Here is a 19,744-nt window from a genome sequence, read left to right as displayed (position 1 = left end):
CCGACTCAAGGACCGCGACCTCGGCCGCGTCCCCGCAGCCAGCAAGACCAACGACTAAAGATCAACCAAACCAAGGTGGTCCAGTTTCAGCCGGACCACGGTGGTCACGATTGAGGCGGCGTTGACAGACCCGGTGGCGGCTGTCCGGCCCGCACTCGACGCGGCGGGTGCGGGTCCGACCCGGAGCAGCGGCTGAAGGAGAAAATGGCTTGTACCGGCGCCGAGCTGAGAGTTTGACTGCCCGCCATGCCTTCCCCCTCACCGGTCTTCGTCGCGGGTACGGGTCGTTCGGGAACGTCACGGATCGCCGACATCATCGGCGAGCATCCGCTGATCCATCGGATTCCCATGGAGACCAGGATTCTCGTCGACCCGGGTGGCCTGCGGGACCTGGCCGACGCACTCACCGACCGATACGACCCCACCGTCGGTGAGGACGCCCTGCACCGGCTGAGCGACCTCCTCACCGTACGGGTGCCCGGCCGGCGCGACGATCGTGGCAGGACCGTTCCCGAGCTGGTCGGCGAGCAGCGCTACCGGGACGCGGTGCACCGGCTCTGGCCGCAGCTGATCGCGTACACGTACGACGAGCCTGCGCCCGCGGAGGGCTTCGGGAACGCCGACCGGCCCGCCGGGCCGTTCGAGCCGTCGAGCCGCCGGCGGGTGGTTCCCCGGTATTTCGGCGACCGGGGTGAACTGCTCGGGATCCTCCGTGGCCTGGTCGACACCCTGTTCGGTGGAGCAGCGGCCGACGCGGGCAAGCCGACCTGGTGCGAGAAGACACCGTTCAACCTGCTGTGCATGGAATTCCTCTGGGAACTGGTCCCCGAGGCGACCATCGTGCACATCAAACGTCACCCGGTCTCGGTGCTCGCGTCCCACCTGGCCCAGCCGTGGGCACCGTCCACGGTCAACGGCGCGCTCGCCTACCTCAAGCCGGTCTACCACCGGTGGCTGACCTGGAAGAACACGGTCGACCTGACGGGCAGGCGATACATCGAGGTGAAAGCGGAGGATCTCGCAGCCGACTGGCCGGGGCAGCGTCGCGCCCTGTTCGAACGGCTCGGCGTCGACGACTACGCCACCCCCTCGACGTTCCAGTCGCACCGGCTGAGGAACCGCGACCACCGGTTCGACGACGAAACCCGCGCGTTCGTCGAAGAAGTACTCGGCCCGGTCATCCCAGCGATGGGATACGAGTGACGGCTCCGGCGCTGCACAGGTGCGACGACGCTCGGACATGCCGAGAACAGTGATGTCCGGAACCCGTAAGGTATGGCCGGTGGGGTGGGAGGCACTCGGGCAATGGGGTGAAGACGTCGCTCGCGTCGAACCGCTCACCGGCGGAGTCGCCAACGACGTGTGGAGCGTGCGCGTCGACGGGCACCTCGCGGTCGGTCGTCTCGGCACCAGGAGCGATGCCGATCTTGCGTGGGAGACAGGGCTCCTCCGATACCTCGACCGTAAAGGTCTGACCGTGCCGGTCCCGATCCCGACAAGGGACGGCCGGCTGTTCGTCAACGGTCTGGTGGTGATGACCTACCTGGATGGCGGACCGCCCGAGACGCAGGCCGACTGGCGTCGCGTGGCCGGGACGCTCCGCGAGTTGCATCGGCTGACGCAGGGCTGGCCGCAGCGCCCGGGCTGGCGATCGTCGACCGACCTCCTGCACGCCGAGACCGGAACGAAGATCGACCTCGGCGCGATGCCTCGTGAGGGCGTTGCTCGATGCCGGGCAGCGTGGGCGCGGCTCGCCGGCCGCCAGGCATGCGTCGTGCACGGCGACCCCAACCCTGGCAACGTCCGGATGACCGCGAGTCAGGTCGCGCTGATCGACTGGGACGAGTCGCACGTCGACGTTCCTGACCTCGACCTCGTGCTGCCCGACAACGCCGCCGGCCTCGACGACGACGCGCTCGACATCGCAGGGCAGGCGTCGGCCGCATGGGAAGCCGCCGTCTGCTGGAACGACGAGTACGCAGTCAGGCGGCTCGCCGAAGTTCGAGCGGTCTGAGCACCGTCAAAGCGAGGACGTGATGAAGGCCGGCGCAACGTGTCCTTCGAGGTCGACGACCTACAGGGCGCTGTCGACTGGGCAGCTGGCGAGGGCTACGGACTGGTCGGCGGCATCGGTGAGTACGAGGGTGCCTGGCGGATGGCCTACGTCCGGGGGCCGGGAGGGATCATCGTCTCGCTGGCCGAGCGCATCGGCTGAGCGCAGGCATTACTGCTGCGCGTCGAGGTCGCGGAGCGCGAAGCGGAGGTGCTCCCACTCCTCGTCGAGGATCACGTGGAGGCAGTGCAGGACCGACTCCTCGTGTTCGGGTGACCACGCGGTCGGCCGAGGCTCGGCGAGCAGCTCCGGCGTGACACCCGCGAGGAAGTCCCGGACCATGGCCTGCCGTCCGGCACGCAGGTCGAGCACCTCGGCGAGGCTCGGCCGCCCGGCGGCAAAGATCGACATGTCGTAGCCATCGGTCTCGTACTCGGCGTGCGGCTGCCCGAGCGGATGGAAGGGCTGCGGTAGGCGCAGGACCGCCTTTCCGAGCCACGTGTCGGTGGCGAACGCGAGGTGGCGCAGGGTCTGCGCGAACGACCACTCGCCACCGACCGCGACGTCGGCAGCGCCCTCGGGCATGGACTCGACCCGGTCGACCGCAGCCGCCCAGGCCCGTTCGAGCGCCGCCCACGCCGTACGCAGCCCCTCGGGATCCTCGGCGTGCCGCAGCTCGCGCCCGGGAAACCGCCGGTTGAGTTCGGCCTCGACGAGCGGCACGACGTCGACACCGTTGACCAGCAGTGCGCCGTCCGCCAGCCACGGCGCGTCGATGTCGAGCCCGCGCACGTCGACGCCGCGCATCACCGCGCCGGCCAACGTCGACCTGTTGAACCACGCGCCCCGCAGGTCCCTGTCCACGAACGTCGCGACGTCTCCCTGTGCCACGGCACCCTCCCTCCCATCGGCGCCATCGGCGCTCGCGGCGATGCTAGCGAGCGGGTCCGACAACGGATGCCGCAACGACGCCGGACCGAGGTCGTGAACGCTCCCGATCTGGTGTTCGAGAAAGCCCGGTGGGGCATGACCTGGCGCATCCTGCCGTACGGGTGACCCACAACTCGACGACAGGAGCGCTCGGCCGAGCACGAGGGGATCTCGGGCAGTAGGTTGACGGGGTGACTGGACGGTTTCCGATCGAAGACATCACCCCCTCGGTGGCCTGCGGTCGCTACCCGGCCAAGGCGGTCGTCGGCGAGTTGGTGCCGGTGTCCGCCCGCGCCTACCGGGAGGGACACGACGCGCTCGGCTGCACGGTCGTGTGGCGGGGCCCGGACGGGCGGGAGCGCCCGGCGGTGCGGATGCGTCCCGGCGAGCCGGGGCAGGACCGCTGGCACGCCACCATCCGCCCCGATGCCGTGGGCCGCTGGACGTTCACCGTCGAGGCGTTCGCCGACCCGTACCTGACCTGGCAGAACGCGGTCACGAAGAAGATCGCGGCTGGGCAGGGGGCCGAGGACCTGGCGAACGACCTGGCCGAGGGAGCCCGGGTGCTGGACGCCGCCGCGACGGCCGTACCAAAGAACGAGCGGGACCGGGTCCGGGCCGCCGCGGTGGCGCTGCGCGACGAACGGGCGGCGGTGCCGCGCCGGGTCGCCCCGGCCCTGGAGCTGGCCGAGCTGCTCTGGGAGCATCCGGTCCGCGAGCTGGTCACCCCGGCCGACGAGTACGCCCTCTGGGTGGACCGGCCCCGGGCGCTCTTCTCCGCCTGGTACGAGTTCTTCCCCCGCTCGGAGGGGGCGATCCCGGCCACCGTCGACGCGCCCGCCCGGTCGGGCACCTTCGTCACCGCGATGGAGCGGCTGCCCGGCGTCGCCGCGATGGGCTTCGACGTGCTCTACCTGCCGCCGATCCACCCGATCGGCCGGATCAACCGCAAGGGCCGCAACAACACCCTGGTCGCCGGGCCGGACGACGTCGGCTCGCCGTGGGCGATCGGCGCGGCCGAGGGCGGCCACGACGCTCTCCACCCCGATCTGGGTACGCCGGAGGACTTCCGGGACTTCGTCGTCGCCGCCGCCGACGTGGGCCTGGAGGTGGCGATGGACCTGGCGTTGCAGTGCGCGCCGGACCACCCGTGGGTGACCGAGCACCCGGAGTGGTTCACCACCCGGGCCGACGGCACCATCGCGTACGCGGAGAACCCGCCGAAGAAGTACCAGGACATCTACCCGCTGAACTTCGACAACGACCCGGAGGGCATCCGGGCGGAGATCCTGCGGGTGGTGCTGCACTGGGTCGGCGAGGGCGTGAAGATCTTCCGGGTCGACAACCCGCACACCAAGCCGGTCGACTTCTGGTACTGGCTGATCGGGGAGGTGAAGAAGGTCGATCCGGACGTGCTCTTCCTGGCCGAGGCGTTCACCCGGCCGGCGATGATGCACGGGCTCGGCAAGATCGGTTTCACCCAGTCGTACACGTACTTCACCTGGCGGACCACGCCGGCCGAGATGCGGGAGTACTGCGCGGAGCTGGTCGCCTCGGTCGACTGGATGCGGCCGAACTTCTGGCCCAACACGCCGGACATCCTGCACGAGACGTTGCAGCACGGCGGGCCGCCGATGTTCAAGATCCGGGCGGTGCTGGCCAGCCTGCTCTCCCCCTCCTGGGGCATGTACGCCGGCTACGAACTGTTCGAGCACGAGGCCCGCCCCGGCGCGGAGGAGTACCTCGACAACGAGAAGTTCGAGCTGCGGCCCCGCGACTGGGCCGGCGCGCAGGCGCAGGGCCGGTCGCTCGCGCCGTTCATCGCCACGCTCAACCGGGTCCGCCAGGAGAACCCGGCCCTGCACCAGCTCCGCAACCTGGTCTTCCACGAGATCGACAACCCGATGCTGCTCTGCTGGTCGAAACGGGACCCGGACACCGGCAACACCGTGCTGGTGGTCTGCTCGTTCGACGCGCAGAGCGTGCAGTGGGGCAACACCACCCTGGACATGCCCGCCCTCGGCCTCGACTGGCACGACCGCTTCACCGTGCACGACGAGCTGACCGGGGCGACGTACGACTGGGGACAGCGCAACGCCGTCCGGCTCGACCCGTTCCTGCAACCCGCGCACGTGTTCACGGTGCGGCGTCCCGCACCCGTCGAGCCCACGCCGACCACCGCCACCGCCCCGACCGAACTGACCGTCGAGGCGGTCCCCGACGATCTCTCCGGCGGCACCGCACCGGTCGCCCCCGCTGACAAGGATGTGGCATGGACCAGTTGATCGCCGGCGTGGCCCACGATCCGCACGCCGTGCTGGGCGCGCACCCCGCCGACGGGCGCACCACCATCCGTACGCTGCGCCGGGGCGCGGCGGAGGTGACCCTGCTGGTCGACGGGGCACGGCATCCGATGCGTCGGGTGCACGACGTGGGCGTGTTCGAGGCGACCGTCCCGGGCACCGTGCTCGACTACCGGGTCGAGGTGGACGGCACCGCGCACGACGACCCGTACCGCCATGCCCCCACCCTTGGTGAACTGGACCTGCACCTGATCGGCGAGGGGCGGCACGAGCGGCTCTGGGAGGCGCTCGGCGCGCGGGTCACCGACGCCGGGGTGGCGTTCACGGTGTGGGCCCCGAACGCGAAGGGGGTCCGGCTGGTCGGCGAGTTCACCGGCTGGGGCCCGGACGACGGATGGCCGATGCGCTCGCTCGGGTCGAGCGGCGTGTGGGAGATCCTCGTGCCCGGGGCAGGCGTCGGGCAGCGGTACAAGTACCGCATCCTCGGCGCGGACGGGCACTGGCGGGACAAGGCCGACCCGATGGCCGCGTACGCCGAGGTGCCGCCGGCCACGGCGTCGGTGGTGCACCGCTCGTCGTACGAGTGGACCGACGCGGCCTGGCTGGAGCGCCGGGCGAAGCGGCAGCCGCACCAGGAGCCGATGAGCGTGTACGAGGTGCACCTCGGCTCGTGGCGGCCCGGCCTCGGCTACCGGGAGCTGGCCGAGCAGTTGACGGCGTACGTCACCGACCTGGGCTTCACGCACGTGGAGTTCCTGCCGGTGATGGAGCATCCGTTCGGCGGTTCCTGGGGCTACCAGGTCACCGGCTACTACGCGCCGACGTCCCGGTTCGGCGACCCGGACGAGTTCCGCCACCTGGTCGACACCCTGCACGCCGCCGGGGTCGGCGTGCTGCTGGACTGGGTGCCGGCGCACTTCCCCAAGGACGAGTGGGCCCTCGCGCGCTTCGACGGCACGCCGCTCTACGAGCACCCCGACCCGCGTCGCGGCGAGCACCCCGACTGGGGCACGTACGTCTTCGACTTCGGCCGCCGCGAGGTGCGCAACTTCCTGGTCGCCAACGCGCTCTACTGGCTCGACCAGTTCCACGTCGACGGGCTGCGGGTGGACGCGGTGGCGTCCATGCTCTACCTGGACTACTCACGTGGCGAGGGGCAGTGGGAGCCCAACCGGTACGGCGGCCGGGAGAACCTGGAGGCGATCGCCTTCATGCAGGAGGTCAACGCCACCGTCTACAAGCACCACGCCGGGGTGGTGATGATCGCCGAGGAGTCCACCGCCTGGCCCGGCGTGACCCGGGCGACCAGCGACAACGGGCTCGGCTTCGGGTTCAAGTGGAACATGGGCTGGATGCACGACACCCTGCTCTACACCTCGAAGGACCCGGTCTACCGGCAGCACCACCACCATCAGCTCACCTTCTCCCTGGCGTACGCGTTCAGCGAGAACTACGTACTGCCGATCAGCCACGACGAGGTGGTGCACGGCAAGGGGTCGCTGGTCGGCAAGATGCCCGGCGACCTGTGGCAGAAGCTGGCGAACGTGCGGGCGCTGCTGGCGTACATGTGGGCGCACCCGGGCAAGCAGCTGCTCTTCATGGGCTGCGAGCTGGGTGACGAACGCGAGTGGAGCGAGGAACGCGGCCTCGACTGGTACCTCCTGCACGACCCGGCGCGGGCCGGCGTGCAACGGCTGGTCAAGGACCTGAACGCGGTCTACCGGGACACCCCGGCGCTGTGGGCGCAGGACACCGAGCCGGCCGGGTTCCGCTGGATCGCCGGGGACGACGTCGCCAACAACACGGCCTCCTTCATCCGGATCGCCCCGGACGGCTCGACGCTGGTCTGCGTGGCGAACTTCTCCGCCCGCCCACTGCACGACTACCGGATCGGCCTGCCGGCCGGCGGCACCTGGACGGAGGTCGTCAACACCGACGCACACCACTACGGCGGGTCCGGCGTGGGCAACCTCGGCACCGTACGGGCGGAGTCCGTGCCCTGGCATGGCCTGCCCGCGTCGGCTGCCCTCCAGGTGCCCCCGCTCGGCGTCCTCTGGCTCCGTCCGGCCGGTTGATGAGTCGAAGCGTCGGCAGTTCACCCGCAGGAACGATGACGGTGCGAGACCTTTCCGGGTCTCGCACCGCTGCCGGCTATTCCGCCGGCAGAACGTGCACGATGATCACCTGGGTGCCCTTGCCGCCGTCGAAGCGCAGGTCGTAGTTCACCTCGAGGCCCGTGCTGGTGCCGCTGGTGATGGAGAAGTCGCTCCGCATTCCCGGATCGGCGCTCGCCGAACTGATCCAGCCCTCGGCGGAGTCGCTGTCGATTCCGTACTGCCGCACTCCGTCGCGGATCAACGCGAAGAACTCCTCGGCCGATGACGCAGTCAGAAAGTAGGTCACCTCGCTGAAGTCGGGACGGGCGGCGGTGGTGTTGAAGCGGATGCGGTCCGTGCGGGCTTCGATCGTCCCCTCGGGCGCGGCGATGCTCAGGGCGATCTTTCCTTCGCGCCGGGTGTTGATCTCCGGGCCGTAGCTGCTGTCGGTCAGCCCGACCGCCGCCTTCGTCAGCTTGCCGCTGCTCAGGTCCAGCCGGGCCCGGAGCTCGCTGCGGATCCTTTCGACGCCAGCGGCATCCAGTGTGGAGAACTCCGATGCGCTCGCCGTCCTTGATGGCTGGGCTGGTTCAGCGGGTCGGGAGAACTGGCAGGCCGCCAGGGCGATGCACGCCGCCGCGGCAAGCGCCACCGGGCCAGGACGGCGGGTGCGTGGCCGGCTCCCCCGCCGTCGGGTCACCGTGCCGGGCTTGCCGCGGCACCGGTCCTTGTGCGTCGGCGAAACGACGGCTCCGATGAAACTCCCGGACATGATCTCCCCCGAGTGAGTGTGGTGCGTCTCCCGCAGCACAAGAAGCCACAGAGCGTGATCCAGGACGAGTCCATGATCATCATCAACGGCTCCCTGACAGGTCGGACCGGACCCTGGTCCACGGCTCCGACCTGGACGAGTGTCTCCCGTAGTCTCGGGCCTGGCAAACGCCAGGGGCGGCGGCAGCGGGCGGAGGTCGTCAACACCGACGCGCACCACTACGGCGGGTCCGACCTGGGCAACCTCGGCACCGTACGCGCGGAGTCCGGGCCCTGGCACGGCCTGCCGGCCTCCGCCGCGCTCCAGGCCCCGCGCGGCGCGCTCCGGCTCCATCCCCGCCTGACACCCCTTGGTGGTCGTGGCGGAAACGGCCCTTCCGGGCCTCTGCCCCGTCCCGTGGATTTCGGATCGGTCGGTCCGGTGATGCTCGGGGCAGGGGCGGCCGGATGTGCCCGCGACCCGGCGCCCGGTGGCCCGGCGGACCGGATGCCAGCTCTCGGCCGGTAACGCTTCGTGTTCTCATTCGGGATAGCGGCGAGTTTCACGGTGGGTGACCCGCTGCCGGGTCGGCACCATCCCCGCAGCTCCCTTTGCTCTGCACCCGGATACGCACCACCAGCACTGACCAGGGGCGACGGCCTGGCGACGCGATTGGACATGGGGAGTCGCCCCCACCGATGGTGACTGGCGCGTCGAGGGGTGCAGAGCAAAGGGCGCGCGGGGAGGCATGGCGCGCCGACTCAGGTCACTCTGAGTGATGCATCCCGCTACTGCCGGCAACACGTCCGCGAGACAAGCGAGTCCCGGCCGGCAGTTCTCCGACACCCCCCGAAGAGGGCCCCGCGCGAATTCCGACAAGAATCGGTAACGGGAAATCCCGTGTTTGCCCCGGAGGCACGGACCAACTGACGCAGCTGTCGCCTTTGTGACATACCACGCCTTGTCGAGACTTACGAAACAAACGGACCCCGGCTCAAATTTACACTGGCCTAATGGTCTATGTGGATCTCACTAGCCAGGACGTGCCAGCTGCGGAGCGTTTCGACTGGTGGCGTGAATGGACTCGGCAGTCGATGACACCCACAACGATTGATCGGGACATCCGAAGCGACTTCCACGCACGGTGCCGGATGGTCGACCTGAACCCGGTCGAGGTGGTCCGACACGAGTTCCAGTCGATCAGGTACCACCGCAACCAGCGAATGATCCGGCAGTCCGATCCCGAGAAGCTGCACCTGTCGCTCAGCCTGCGCGGGCGCCTCGGTTTGACCGCCAACGGCCGACAGAGTCTCATCAAGGGCCACGACTTCGTCCTCTATGACAGTTCCCGGCCGATCGTCGGCTGGGCGGCGGGGGATGACGGTGACGTCATCGGCCATATCCAGATCAACATTCCTCGGATGCGGCTGCCACTGCCCGCCCGGGTGATCGACCGACTCGTCATCACGCCCATGCCGGCGCACCATGGAGTGGGCGCGCTTCTCGCCACCTACCTCACCACGCTGATTCGGCACGCCGACCGGTACCGGCCCGCCGACTCCCTCCGTTTGGCCACCGTCACCGTCGACCTGGCCAGCACACTCTGTGCCCAGTACACCGACACCGAGTCCGCCGTGCCGGCCGACACCCGCCACCGGGTGCTTCAGGCCCGGATCCACGATTTCGTCCGACGGCGGCTCGGTGATCCCGAACTGACCCCCGGCCTGATCGCCGCCGCGCACCACATTTCCCTGCGCCACCTGCACAAGCTCTTCCACGATGAGGGCATGACGGTCGCCGGCCGGATCCGTGAACTCCGGCTCGAACGCTGCCGCAGCGACCTCGCCGACCCGCTCCTGCGTGACCGCCCCGTCCACGCCGTCGCCCACCGTTGGGGCTTCACCAACAGCGCCCACTTCAGTCGGCTCTTCCGCGCCACCTACGGCATGCCGCCCGGCGAGTACCGGCACACGGCGCTACCACCGTCGACGGCCTGAGGGCTCACACGGAAGCTGCGGCCGAGCCACGAGTGGTTCGACCGCAGCTTCGGCGCGCAGGGCACTCAGCTGCACGCGCTGAACGTGGCGTCGTTGTACCAGAGCGTCTTAAGCTCGTTGCCGACGTACATCCCCCACCGGCCGTTGTCGACCCGGGTGAAGGTCACGTACCGGCTGCCGTATGCGCCGTCGTAGGTGATCCGGTTGCCCGAACCAGCACTTCCGGAGAGGCTCAGGCTGGCGACGAAGAGGGTGTTCTCGCCGACGATGCCGTCGCCTGCGAGGTAATTGCCCTTCTGCCAGGCCACTGTGGCGCTGTGCGTACCCGGCCCGAACCGGCAGTCGATGTCCGCCGTCGACGACAGCCTCCCGTCAGCCCAGAGGATGGCCTGCCACATCGCCGCCACGTTGCTGTAGGCGTACGCCGACTGGGAGATCGGCCCCTCGTCGTCCCAGTCATCTAGAAAGTCCCCGGTACCGTGGACGACGCCGCCGCTCGCGCTTGCGTGGGCGGGCATGGCAGACAGGCCGAGACTGCCGAGGACGAGAAGTGCCGCCAGTGCGGCACTCTTCATACGCAGTGACATCCCTGATCCCCTCTCCGTGACGGTAGGCAACCGGCCAGCGGGGTCGCGGCTCGGTGATGACCAGGTTGCCGGCCGACGACCAGGGAGTCATTGACGTTGGGTGCGCCGAACATGACGATGCGTGCACGACGACGGACGGTCAGAGGCGGGTGATCCGTACGGCGTCGGCGATGACGTAGCCGGTGGTGGCGGTCCAGCGGCTCACCCCGACCACCTGGCGGGTGCCGGCGGCCAGGGAGTAGTCGCCCAGCGTCCGCCACTGGCCGCCGCCGCTGCGCTGGTCGACGGTGACCGTGACGTTGCCGGTGCTGGTGGCCACCAGGTGCGGGGTGGCGCTGTTGTAGCCGGGGTCGGCCGGGTACCAGACCTCGACCCGGTAGGTGCCGGTGGCCGGGATCGTCGCGCTGAACCAGGCCACGTCGCTGACCGACTGCGGGTTGGCGAACCGGTAGTTCGTGCCGTGCCGGCTGGTCAGGAAGGTCGAGGTGCCCCAGTTGGCGCTGGCGGTGAAGCCGCCCGTGGTGGCGTTGTCGACGATCACACTGAACGTGCCGCTGCCGTCGCCGGGCACCGTGCGGGCCGCGCTCGGCGTGCTCTCGTGGTGCAGGCGGTGCAGCGCGGTGACCAGGTAGCGGTAGGTGTTGCCGGTCGCCGCCGTGGTGTCGAGCCAGGTGCCGGTGGCTCCGGAGGCGCGGACGGTCGCGATCAGGTGCCGGCCGTCAGTCAGGGCGCAGGCGTCCACCGGGCCGTCGCCGGGGAGCCGGTACACCGCGTATCCGGTGGTGGTGCCGGCGGTCGGGCGCTGCCAGGTCAGGGTGACCCCGCCACCGGCCCGCGTCGCGGAGGTCAGGGTGGGCGTGCCGGGCGCGGATCCGCCCCGGGCCGGCGGTACGGGCAGCAGCGCCGGTCGGCTGTAGTGGTCGGCGGCCACCCGGGCCATCGCGCCGATCCGGTTGGCGCGGACGTCCTTGGCGCTGAAGTGGATGTCCCCGACCACCTGCGGGTGGCTGCGGTTGAGGGTGAGGTGGCTGGTCAGTTCGTCGGCGTCCTGCCAGGCCGCGTCCTGGCCGGACGCGCCGGAGCGGTAGGTGGCCTGCCCGACGACGAGTTGCACGTTGGTCCCGGTGGTCACCTGCGACCACCAGCGGACGAGTTCGGCGTAGTCGGCGGCGGGGTGCCCGATGTGCCAGTAGATCTGCGGGGCGATGTAGTCGACCCAGTTCTGCTTGACCCAGCGCCGGGTGTCGGCGTAGATCGCGTCGTAGGACTGGAGGCCGCTGGTGCGGGAGCCGAGCGGGTCGGTGCCGGCGTTGCGCCAGATGCCGAACGGGCTGATCCCGAAGCTGACCCAGGACTTCGCGGCGTGGATCTTCTGGCTCATCTCCTGCACCAGCAGGTTCACGTTGTTGCGCCGCCAGTCGTGGATGTTGCCGAATCCGGCGCCGTACTGGGCGAAGGTGTCCTGGTCGGGGAAGCTCACCCCGCTGACCGGGTACGGGTAGAAGTAGTCGTCCCAGTGCACGCCGTCGATGTCGTAGCGGCGGACGGCGTCCATCATGGCGTCCTGCACGAAGGCCCGTACCGCAGGGATGCCGGGGTTGTAGTAGAGCTGGCCGCCGTAGCTCTCCACCCAGCTCGGGTTGCGCCGGGCCGGGTGGGTGCTCACCAGCCGGCTCAGGTCGGCGTGGTTGGCGACCCGGTACGGGTTGAACCAGGCGTGGAACTCCAGGTTGCGGGCGTGCGCCTCGGCGACCATGAACGCGAGGGGGTCATAGCCCGGGTCCCGACCCTGGATGCCGGTGAGCCAGTGCGACCACGGCTCGTGCGGCGACGGCCAGAACGCGTCGGCGGTGGGCCGGATCTGCACGACGACCGCGTTCATCCGGTTGCGGACCGCCAGGTCGAGCCAGGACCGGTACTCGGCCTTCTGGTCGGCGACGGTGAGGCCGGTGCGGCTGGGCCAGTCCACGTTGGCGACGCTGGCGATCCACATGCCCCGGAACTGCCGCTTCGGGGTGGCCGGGTCGACGGGGCAGGCCGCCTGCGCGGCCACCGGGACGACGGGGGTCGGCGTGGACGACGGCTGGGGTGCCTGCGCGAGCAGACCCGCGCCGACGAGCAGCGCCGCCACCAGCGCGGTACGGACGAGGGTCGGGATGCGCGGAGCCACCATGAAGAAGATGTTCATCTATGCCGCACGGTTGCGCAAGTATCCTTCAGTCCCTCTCGCAAACGCACACGTCCTGCGCGCTCCCACGACCCGACTACATCCGGCCCGCTTCGTGAGCGTCGTCCCGAGCGAACATCACGACGAAGATGGCCGCAAATCCGTAATTCATCACGGCACGTCGCTTCTCCCGGCTCAGTCCTCTCCGTCTGGCCACGAGCCAGGCGAGGAGCATCCCGAGGGGCCAGCCCAGCAACACGGTCCAGAGGTTGCTCCGATCGATGACCACCAGAAACGGAAATACGATCTCGCAAGCCATTCCGGTAACCGCGAGCAGCCAGGTCACCGCGTGAGACGCCCGTAGGCCATCAACCGTGACGGCGTCTCCACCCACGGACATGTGTCGTCCTTCTTCGAAGTCAGACCAGGCCGGTCTCGCGGAGCAGCTTCCACAGCCCCGCGCCGTCCGGCGCGGAGAGCCACTTCTGCCCCACCGGCCCGGACGACGACTCATGCCCGGCCAGCGGCGCCGGGAGCGTACCGGCGAGCACCGACTGGGTGGGCGAGAGGCGGCGGATCGCCACGCCCGCCACGTTGGCCGGGTGCCCGGCGGCGAACTCCCGGTAGATCTCCGGGTCGTGCTGGCCGTCGTCGCCGACCAGCAGCCACTGCACGTCGGGGAACTCGCTCGCCAGCCGGGCCAGGGTGGCCCGCTTGTGCTCCATGCCGCTGCGGAACCACCGGTCGTGGGTGGGCCCCCAGTCGGTCAGCAGCAGCGGTCCGGCCGGGTAGAGGTGCCGGGAGAGGAACCGGGTCAGCGTCGGCGCGACGTTCCACGCGCCGGTGGAGAGGTAGAAGACCGGCGCGCCGGGATGCGCGGTGACCAGGCGTTCGTAGAGCACCGCCATGCCGGGCACGGCGGTGCGGGCGTGCTCGTCGAGGACGAAGGTGTTCCACGCGGCGAGCAGCGGTCGGGGCAGCGCGGTGACCATCACCGTGTCGTCGATGTCGGAGATGATGCCGAACCGGACCTGCGGGTCGAGGATGCGCACCGGTGCCTCCACCGGCTCGGCGTCGGGCATGCTCAGCCGCACCGAACCCCACCCCGGGGGCAGGTCGGCCTTGACCACCGTGTTGACGAAGCCGCTGCGGTCGGCACACGTCTCGTGACGGACTCCCCCGGCCTCGATCGTGACGGTCACCCGCTTCGCCGGCAGGGTGGCGAAGCTGCGCCAACCGCGCACCTTCTCCAGCCGTCCCCGCTTGCGGTTGTCCGCCCGGCCGAGCAGCACCCGGCACATCACCCGCACCCAGCCCGGGGCGCCGTACCCGGTGTAGGCGATGATGTTGGTCTGCCAGCCGGTGCGACGCAGCCGGCGTTCCACCAACCGGTGCACGGCGTCTTCGATCCGGGCGGCACGGTGCAGGGCGGGTACGGCGAGCTGGCCGGCGGGTGGCGTGGACACGCTGCCACCCTGCCACACCCGCCGGGACACGGCCACGCGAGCGATCAACAACTCTGCCACCTGCGCCGATCCGCCTCCCCCGCCCCGGCGGGCGTGAAACACTTTCCGTCGCAGGGCGGCGACGGGGGCGTTCGGCGATGGCGCGAGGCGTACGACGGTGGGTTCCGGCGCTGGACCGGCCGGCGCTGGTCGCCCTCCTGCTCGGTGCCGCCGGGGTGGTCTACCGACTGGTGCTGACCCTGCACACCGTCCCCGCCGGCAACAGCGACGAGGCGACCTTCGGTCTGGTCGCGTTGCACGTCGCACAGGGCCGCGCGCACCCGGTCTTCCTCTACGGGCAGCGGTACATGGGGGTGCTGGAGTCGTACCTGGCCGCGCCCCTGGTCGCCGTGGCCGGGCCGTCCTGGACGGCGCTGCGGCTGCCCCTGCTGGCGCTCTACGCCGTGTTCGTCTGGCTGATGTACCGGTTGACCCGGCGGGCCTTCTCGCCCTGGTTCGCGGTGCTGGTGGTCGGTCTGCTGGCGCTCGGCACGGAACGGGTGGTCCGGGACCAGATGACCGCGGTGGGTGGACGGCCCGAGGTGAAGGTGGCGGTGGCGGCGATGCTGCTGGTCGCGGTCGGGCTCGCCGAGCGCACGGTCCGCCACCGCCGGCTCGCCGTGGGCCTGTTCGGGCTGCTGGCCGGGGTGGCCACCTGGTCGGACTGGTTGATCGTGCCGTACCTGGCGGTGGCCGGCCTGACCCTGGTGTACGCGCTGCGCCGGGAGCTGTTCGGGTGGGCGGCGGTGCTGCTGGCGGCCGGGTTCGCCGTCGGGGTGTTCCCGATGCTCTGGGACAACCTCACCGCCCCGCCGGGGCAGGACTCGCTCTCGGTGTTCCGCCAGGTCGACGCGACCGGCGGTCCCCCCGGCCCGCTGGTCGGCCGCATCGTCGGCGGGTTCACCGAGGGGGTGCCGCTGGCCGGTGGGCTCTGCCCGGCGGGGGGCTGCGCCCGCTGGCAGGAGTGGTTCGGCCTGCTCTACCCGGTGCTGCTCGCGCTCGCCGCCGGGCTCGCGCTGGTCGCGCTGCGCCGCCGGGCCGCCCATCCGGTCCGGCCGGTCGTGCAGCTCGCCCTGGTCGCCGGGGCGGCGTTGACCCTCGTCGGGTACGTGCGCAGTCCGCTGGCCGCCGCCGACCCCCTGGCCAGCGCCCGGTACCTGTCGGTGCTCCAACTGTCGCTGCCGGCCGTGCTCTGGCCGCTGTGGGTGGCGGCGGTGGGCTGCTGGCGGGGCACGGCGGGGGCCCTCGGGCGGCTCGCCGGGGCCACCGCCACCGCCGTGCTGGCCGCGCTGACCGCCACCGCGATGGTGGCGACCGGCCTGTTCGCGGTCGGCACCGCCGACATCCGCGCCGAGGAACGGCAGGCCCGCCGGATCGCCGAGGTGCTGCGCGGCAGCGGCCCCCGCCACGTGTACGGCGACTACTGGACCTGCCACCGGCTGACCTTCACCACCGCCGAGGAGGTGCTCTGCGGGGTGCTCGACGACCGGCTGCACCCGGGGCAGAACCGCTACCCGGCGTACTGGCGGGCGGTGGGGCAGGCCGAGCGGCCCGGGTACGTGCTGCGGGCCGGCTCGGCGGCCGAGCGGCGGCTGACCGAGCTGCTCGCCGGGAACGCCATCCCGGCCACGGTCACCGAGGTCGGCGACTACCGGGTGTACCACCCGGCCACTGCGGTGCGTCCCTGGCGATGAGCGCCCGGGTGGTCGCCGCGCCGGTGCGCTGCCACGCAGAGGTGCCCCGGTGCGCCGCTGTCCGTCGCCGCCGGCGAGCGCCCGGATAGGCTCGCCCGGCCAGCGTCCCACCGGCCCGCAAGGGGTGCCTTCCGATGCTCATCCTGTTGCCGCCCTCCGAGCGCAAGGCCGACGTCCGTGCCGGGCGGCGGCTCGACCTGACCCGGCTCAGCCTGCCCGAGCTGAACCCGGCCCGGGAGAGGGTGCTGGACGCGCTGGTCGCCGTCGCCGGCACGCCGGACACCGACGTCGTGCGGGAGGTGCTGCTCACCAGCGCACAGCGGGACGACATCGCCCGGAACGCGCGACTGCGCCGGGCCGCCACCGCCCCGGCGGCGGCGCTCTACACCGGGGTGCTCTACGAGGCGCTGGACCTGGCCACGCTCCCCGCGCCGGCGCTGCGGGCGGCCCGCCGGCAGGTGCTGGTCTCGTCCGGGCTCTGGGGCGCGGTACGCCTCACCGACCGCATCCCGCCGTACAAGTGCCCGCTGCCGCTGACCCTGCCGGGCCCGGGGGCGCTGGGCGCGTACTGGAAGCGGGCGCTGGCGCCGGTGCTGGAGCCGGCGGCGGCCGACGGCCCGATCCTCGACCTGCGCTCCGCCGCGTACGCCGCGACCTGGACGCCCCGGGGCGACCTGGCCGGACGGACGGTGACCGTGCGGGTGCTGCACGAGCGGGAGGTCGGCGGGGTGGTGACCCGTTCCGTGGTGAGCCACTTCAACAAGGCGACCAAGGGCCGGCTGGTCCGTGACCTGCTCACCGCCGGCATCCGGCCGAGGAACGCGGACGACCTGGTGACCGCCTTGCGCGACCTGAAGTACACGGTGCTGGAGGAGGAGCCGGGGGCCGCCGGACGGCCGCGCCGCCTGGACGTGGTGGTCACCGCCCTCTAGCGACGCGGCCGTCCTCCGGGTCAGTGGGCTACTCCCGGGCGCCGGGGCGTCAGCCGACCCGGATCAACTGCCACTGCTGGTTCGTCCCGTTCCAGTCGGTGTACTGCACGACGGCGCCCCCGTCCGCGGTCGACGCGCCCTGGATCTCCATGGCCTTGCCACTGTTACGGTTGATCAACTTGACGTAGCCGGTGACGTCGACCACCCGGAACTGCTGGTTCGTCCCGTTGAGGTCGCTCCACTGCACGATCGCGGCGCTGTCGGCGGTCGAGAAGTTGTGCACGTCCAGCACCTTGTTGGAGTGCCGGGCCCGCAGCCGGTAGTAGCCCCCGCCGGAGTCGACGAACTGCCACTGCTGGTTCGTCCCGCCCGACCGGGCGTACTGCTGGACGCAGGTGCCGTCGGCCGTCGAGAGCCCGCACACGTCCAGCCGCTTGCCGCTGTTGCGGTTGACCACCTCGTACCACGCGGTCGTGTCGATGGGACCGGAGGTGGGCGGCGGCGTGGTGGGCGTGGCCGTGGGGGACGGCGCGACGCTGTTCAGCGCGCTCAGGGTCGCGTCGTACGCCTGCTTCTTGTTGCCGTTGCCGTCGAAGAGCAGCGGGGTGCCGCTGGCCCGCCAGGAGTCGGTGTCCCGGATGCCCCAGACGGTGATGCCGGTGCACCGGGCGACGGCGAGGCAGTCGTTGACCACGTTGCGGTAGGTGGTGGCCTGGCTGCTGCCGGAGCCCTCGATGTCCAGCTCGGTGATCTGGACGTCGACGCCGAGCGCGGCGAAGCTCGACAGCGTGGTGCGGTAGTTGCTCGGGTACGGCGAGCCGCTGTTGAAGTGCGACTGGAGACCGACGCAGTCGATCGGCACGCCACGGTTCTTGAAGTCCTGGACCAGCCGGTAGACGGCCTGGGTCTTGGCGTGCGTCCAGTTGTCGGTGTTGTAGTCGTTGTAGCAGAGCTTGGCGGTCGGGTCGGCGGCCCGGGCGGCCCGGAACGCCGCCTCGATCCAGTCGTTGCCGGTGCGCTGGAGGTTGGAGTTGCGGCGGGCGCCGCTGGACCCGTCCTCGAACGCCTCGTTCACCACGTCCCAGGCGACGACCTTGCCCCGGTAGTAGGTGGCCACCCGGGTGACGTGGTTGAGCATCGCCTGGCGCAGCGCGCTGCCCTCCATGGCCTGCATCCAGCCGGGCTGCTGGGAGTGCCAGGCCAGGGTGTGGCCGCGTACCTTCATGCCCCGGTTCAGGGCGTGGTTGACGATCCGGTCCGCGTTGCCGAAGGTGAACTGGTTCTGCTGCGGCTCGGTCGCGTCGATCTTCATCTCGTTCTCGGGGGTGACCGAGGTGAACTCGCGGTTGAGGATGGTGGTGTACACGCCGTCGCTCAGCTTGTTCGCGGCCACGGCCGCTCCGAAGTAGCGGCCGGACTGGGCGGCGGCCGCACCGAGGGTGCTCTCGGCGGCGTGGGCGGAGTTCGGCAGCAACGACATGAGGAGGGCTGCCGAGACGGCAGCGGCTCCGGTGGCCACGAGGGCGGCCAGCCGACGTCTGACGGGACGGTGCTGGGAGATCATCCGATCCTCCAACGGTTGGGGGCGGGTGGCATCACGGTTCGGGGTGGGATGTCGTCCGGCCGACCAGCCGGCAGGGCCGGGCACCGGACGCGGAGGTCGAGGTCGGCGTGGCGCCACGCCGGGATTCGCATCGACCGACATAGATTCACAAAAGATTCCGGACAAGGCAAGCGATAGTTTCGACCGATAGTTTCGGAACCGCTGCGGCCCGCCGTCGGCCCATTGCCCTCCGGCCCGCCCCGTCGCCCCGGTCGGCCGGACCGACGGCCCACGGGTCGGCCGGCAACGCAAATTTTGCTCAAGGCTTGCGCCGATCGGTACCGCGCGGGCCCCGCACCGTCCACGGTAGGGATACCCCGACGAGTGGAGGAGCGGTCCCCGATGGAAACCACCCTGCTCGACCGGCCCCGGACCACGGCGCACCCGCCGCCGCTGGACTGGCCGACCGTGGCCGACGCCTTCGAGGTCGCCTGCCTGCTGCGCTGCATGCCCCTGCCGGCGGGCCCCCGGGGCCGGCATCCCGGTGAGCCGTACCGGAGCACCGTCGAGTTCAACCGTGAGGACGCCGCGCTGCGCATGCGGCAGTTGCTCGGCCGGCTCGGCGTCCCGGTCGAACACGAGATCACCGTCGGCGGGTTGCGCCGCCGCTTCGAGCTGCACCGGCTGCGGGTGCCCGCGTCGGGCCGGACCGCGTACCTGACGCTGCTCGACAGCGGCTGGCGGCAGGGCCGGCGGGAACTGCTCGGCGGGCTGGTGCCCGGCGCCTCGGCGGCCCGGCGGGTGTGGCGGTCCCGGCTGGCCACCGCCGCCTGGCGGTCCGCCCTGCTGGCCGGTGGCCGGCACGTCCGCCGGCACATCCTCGGGGTGCGTCTCACCGACCGGGAGCTGGCCGCCGTCCTGGTCCGGGGCGCCGCCCTGCTGGAGGTTCCGGCCACGCTCCGCCCCGGCGCCGGCTGCTTCGTGGTGAGCGTCGCCGACGGGGCGGACCGCAACCGGATCCTGGAGAGCGCCAGCCTGAACCCCGCCCCGACCGGGGAGGCCTCCTAGCGGCCCGGCCCCGGCCCCGCCGGTCGCCGTCGCGGTGGCGCCCGACGCCCTGGAGCCGCCCTGACGGGAGTGGTGTGTGCGGCGGCGGGTTGCCAACCGGGGGTGCCCGGGCGCAGAG

17 protein-coding genes are annotated in these 19,744 nt (G+C 71.1%); 10 read left to right on the top strand and 7 right to left on the bottom strand.

All coding sequences use genetic code 11. The features are described 5' to 3' along the window. Positions 1-246 precede the first annotated feature (246 nt). From QSK20_RS06630 to QSK20_RS06620, 3 genes are all read left to right on the top strand, one after another. A complete protein-coding gene (locus tag QSK20_RS06630) occupies positions 247-1,203 on the top strand; it encodes a sulfotransferase family protein (protein ID WP_285787651.1) in 957 nt (318 codons plus the stop codon). 79 nt (positions 1,204-1,282) lie between these two features. After that, on the top strand, positions 1,283-2,014 hold the full coding sequence (locus QSK20_RS06625) for a phosphotransferase enzyme family protein (protein ID WP_285787650.1): 732 nt from the start codon (positions 1,283-1,285) through the stop codon (positions 2,012-2,014). Positions 2,015-2,053: 39 nt separating this feature from the next. After that, positions 2,054-2,215, top strand: coding sequence for a VOC family protein (locus QSK20_RS06620; RefSeq protein WP_285787649.1), 162 nt, complete (start codon positions 2,054-2,056; stop codon positions 2,213-2,215). Between the two features lie 9 nt (positions 2,216-2,224). Here the strand turns inward: QSK20_RS06620 and QSK20_RS06615 are convergent, their stop codons facing one another. Beyond that, the gene (locus tag QSK20_RS06615; protein ID WP_285787648.1) at positions 2,225-2,944 is read right to left on the bottom strand and encodes a DinB family protein; all 720 of its coding nucleotides are present in this window, start codon (positions 2,942-2,944) and stop codon (positions 2,225-2,227) included. A gap of 230 nt (positions 2,945-3,174) precedes the next feature. On the opposite strand from QSK20_RS06615, the gene QSK20_RS06610 reads away from it, so the two are divergent. Further along, positions 3,175-5,268: an alpha-1,4-glucan--maltose-1-phosphate maltosyltransferase gene (locus tag QSK20_RS06610; RefSeq protein WP_285787647.1), complete on the top strand. Its 2,094-nt coding sequence runs from the start codon at positions 3,175-3,177 to the stop codon at positions 5,266-5,268. Beyond that, positions 5,256-7,361 (top strand): 1,4-alpha-glucan branching protein GlgB, encoded by a 2,106-nt coding sequence (gene glgB / locus QSK20_RS06605; RefSeq protein ID WP_285787646.1) that lies wholly within the window; start codon positions 5,256-5,258, stop codon positions 7,359-7,361. Before QSK20_RS06610 ends, glgB begins: the two co-directional genes overlap by 13 nt. A 76-nt stretch (positions 7,362-7,437) precedes the next feature. On the opposite strand, the gene QSK20_RS06600 is transcribed toward glgB, so the two are convergent. Next, the gene (locus QSK20_RS06600) at positions 7,438-8,034 is read right to left on the bottom strand and encodes a hypothetical protein (protein WP_285787645.1); all 597 of its coding nucleotides are present in this window, start codon (positions 8,032-8,034) and stop codon (positions 7,438-7,440) included. A 192-nt stretch (positions 8,035-8,226) separates the two neighbouring features. Here QSK20_RS06600 and QSK20_RS32080 point away from each other — a divergent pair, with 192 nt between their 5' ends. Both QSK20_RS32080 and QSK20_RS06595 read left to right on the top strand, forming a co-directional pair. Further along, on the top strand, positions 8,227-8,661 hold the full coding sequence (locus QSK20_RS32080) for an alpha amylase C-terminal domain-containing protein (RefSeq protein WP_352232279.1): 435 nt from the start codon (positions 8,227-8,229) through the stop codon (positions 8,659-8,661). Between the two features lie 485 nt (positions 8,662-9,146). Next, complete coding sequence (locus QSK20_RS06595; protein ID WP_285787644.1) at positions 9,147-10,130, top strand: AraC-like ligand-binding domain-containing protein; 984 nt, start codon at positions 9,147-9,149, stop codon at positions 10,128-10,130. A gap of 65 nt (positions 10,131-10,195) precedes the next feature. On the opposite strand, the gene QSK20_RS06590 is transcribed toward QSK20_RS06595, so the two are convergent. The 4 genes from QSK20_RS06590 to QSK20_RS06575 all read right to left on the bottom strand — a co-directional run bounded on the left by QSK20_RS06590 (position 10,196) and on the right by QSK20_RS06575 (position 14,350). After that, positions 10,196-10,717, bottom strand: a complete 522-nt coding sequence (locus QSK20_RS06590; RefSeq protein ID WP_285787643.1) for a peptidoglycan-binding domain-containing protein — start codon at positions 10,715-10,717, stop codon at positions 10,196-10,198. 139 nt (positions 10,718-10,856) lie between these two features. Beyond that, positions 10,857-12,905 carry a family 10 glycosylhydrolase gene (locus tag QSK20_RS06585; RefSeq protein WP_285787642.1) on the bottom strand — a complete coding sequence of 683 codons (2,049 nt, stop codon included), beginning with the start codon at positions 12,903-12,905 and terminating at the stop codon, positions 10,857-10,859. 76 nt (positions 12,906-12,981) lie between these two features. After that, a complete protein-coding gene (locus tag QSK20_RS06580) occupies positions 12,982-13,284 on the bottom strand; it encodes a hypothetical protein (protein WP_285787641.1) in 303 nt (100 codons plus the stop codon). A gap of 19 nt (positions 13,285-13,303) precedes the next feature. Further along, a complete protein-coding gene (locus QSK20_RS06575; RefSeq protein ID WP_285787640.1) occupies positions 13,304-14,350 on the bottom strand; it encodes an App1 family protein phosphatidate phosphatase in 1,047 nt (348 codons plus the stop codon). A gap of 137 nt (positions 14,351-14,487) precedes the next feature. On the opposite strand from QSK20_RS06575, the gene QSK20_RS06570 reads away from it, so the two are divergent. Together QSK20_RS06570 and yaaA are read left to right on the top strand one after the other, a co-directional pair. After that, positions 14,488-16,083, top strand: coding sequence for an ArnT family glycosyltransferase (locus tag QSK20_RS06570; RefSeq protein WP_285787639.1), 1,596 nt, complete (start codon positions 14,488-14,490; stop codon positions 16,081-16,083). A gap of 134 nt (positions 16,084-16,217) precedes the next feature. Then, on the top strand, positions 16,218-17,015 hold the full coding sequence (gene yaaA / locus QSK20_RS06565; RefSeq protein ID WP_285787638.1) for a peroxide stress protein YaaA: 798 nt from the start codon (positions 16,218-16,220) through the stop codon (positions 17,013-17,015). Positions 17,016-17,064: 49 nt separating this feature from the next. Here the strand turns inward: yaaA and QSK20_RS06560 are convergent, their stop codons facing one another. Further along, entirely contained in the window at positions 17,065-18,579 is a 1,515-nt protein-coding gene (locus tag QSK20_RS06560; protein ID WP_285787637.1) for a glycoside hydrolase family 10 protein, read from the bottom strand. Positions 18,580-18,960: 381 nt separating this feature from the next. On the opposite strand from QSK20_RS06560, the gene QSK20_RS06555 reads away from it, so the two are divergent. Then, entirely contained in the window at positions 18,961-19,626 is a 666-nt protein-coding gene (locus QSK20_RS06555) for a hypothetical protein (protein WP_285787636.1), read from the top strand. Positions 19,627-19,744 lie beyond the last annotated feature (118 nt).

Origin of the sequence: Micromonospora sp. NBRC 101691 (assembly GCF_030269285.1) — a bacterium.
Taxonomy (GTDB): domain Bacteria; phylum Actinomycetota; class Actinomycetes; order Mycobacteriales; family Micromonosporaceae; genus Micromonospora; species Micromonospora echinospora.
The sequence above is the reverse complement of the archived record's forward strand: the minus strand, read 5'-3'. Positions and strand labels throughout refer to the sequence as shown.

Excerpts from the sequence above, each read along its gene's own strand:
- QSK20_RS06630 (WP_285787651.1), top strand. The coding sequence starts at position 247 with ATGCCTTCCCCCTCACCGGTCTTCGTCGCGGGTACGGGTCGTTCGGGA.
- glgB (WP_285787646.1), top strand. The coding sequence starts at position 5,256 with ATGGACCAGTTGATCGCCGGCGTGGCCCACGATCCGCACGCCGTGCTG.
- QSK20_RS32080 (WP_352232279.1), top strand. The coding sequence starts at position 8,227 with ATGATCATCATCAACGGCTCCCTGACAGGTCGGACCGGACCCTGGTCC.
- QSK20_RS06595 (WP_285787644.1), top strand. The coding sequence starts at position 9,147 with ATGGTCTATGTGGATCTCACTAGCCAGGACGTGCCAGCTGCGGAGCGT.
- QSK20_RS06590 (WP_285787643.1), bottom strand. The coding sequence starts at position 10,717 with ATGTCACTGCGTATGAAGAGTGCCGCACTGGCGGCACTTCTCGTCCTC.
- QSK20_RS06585 (WP_285787642.1), bottom strand. The coding sequence starts at position 12,905 with ATGAACATCTTCTTCATGGTGGCTCCGCGCATCCCGACCCTCGTCCGT.
- QSK20_RS06580 (WP_285787641.1), bottom strand. The coding sequence starts at position 13,284 with ATGTCCGTGGGTGGAGACGCCGTCACGGTTGATGGCCTACGGGCGTCT.
- QSK20_RS06570 (WP_285787639.1), top strand. The coding sequence starts at position 14,488 with ATGGCGCGAGGCGTACGACGGTGGGTTCCGGCGCTGGACCGGCCGGCG.
- yaaA (WP_285787638.1), top strand. The coding sequence starts at position 16,218 with ATGCTCATCCTGTTGCCGCCCTCCGAGCGCAAGGCCGACGTCCGTGCC.
- QSK20_RS06560 (WP_285787637.1), bottom strand. The coding sequence starts at position 18,579 with ATGATCTCCCAGCACCGTCCCGTCAGACGTCGGCTGGCCGCCCTCGTG.
- QSK20_RS06555 (WP_285787636.1), top strand. The coding sequence starts at position 18,961 with ATGGAAACCACCCTGCTCGACCGGCCCCGGACCACGGCGCACCCGCCG.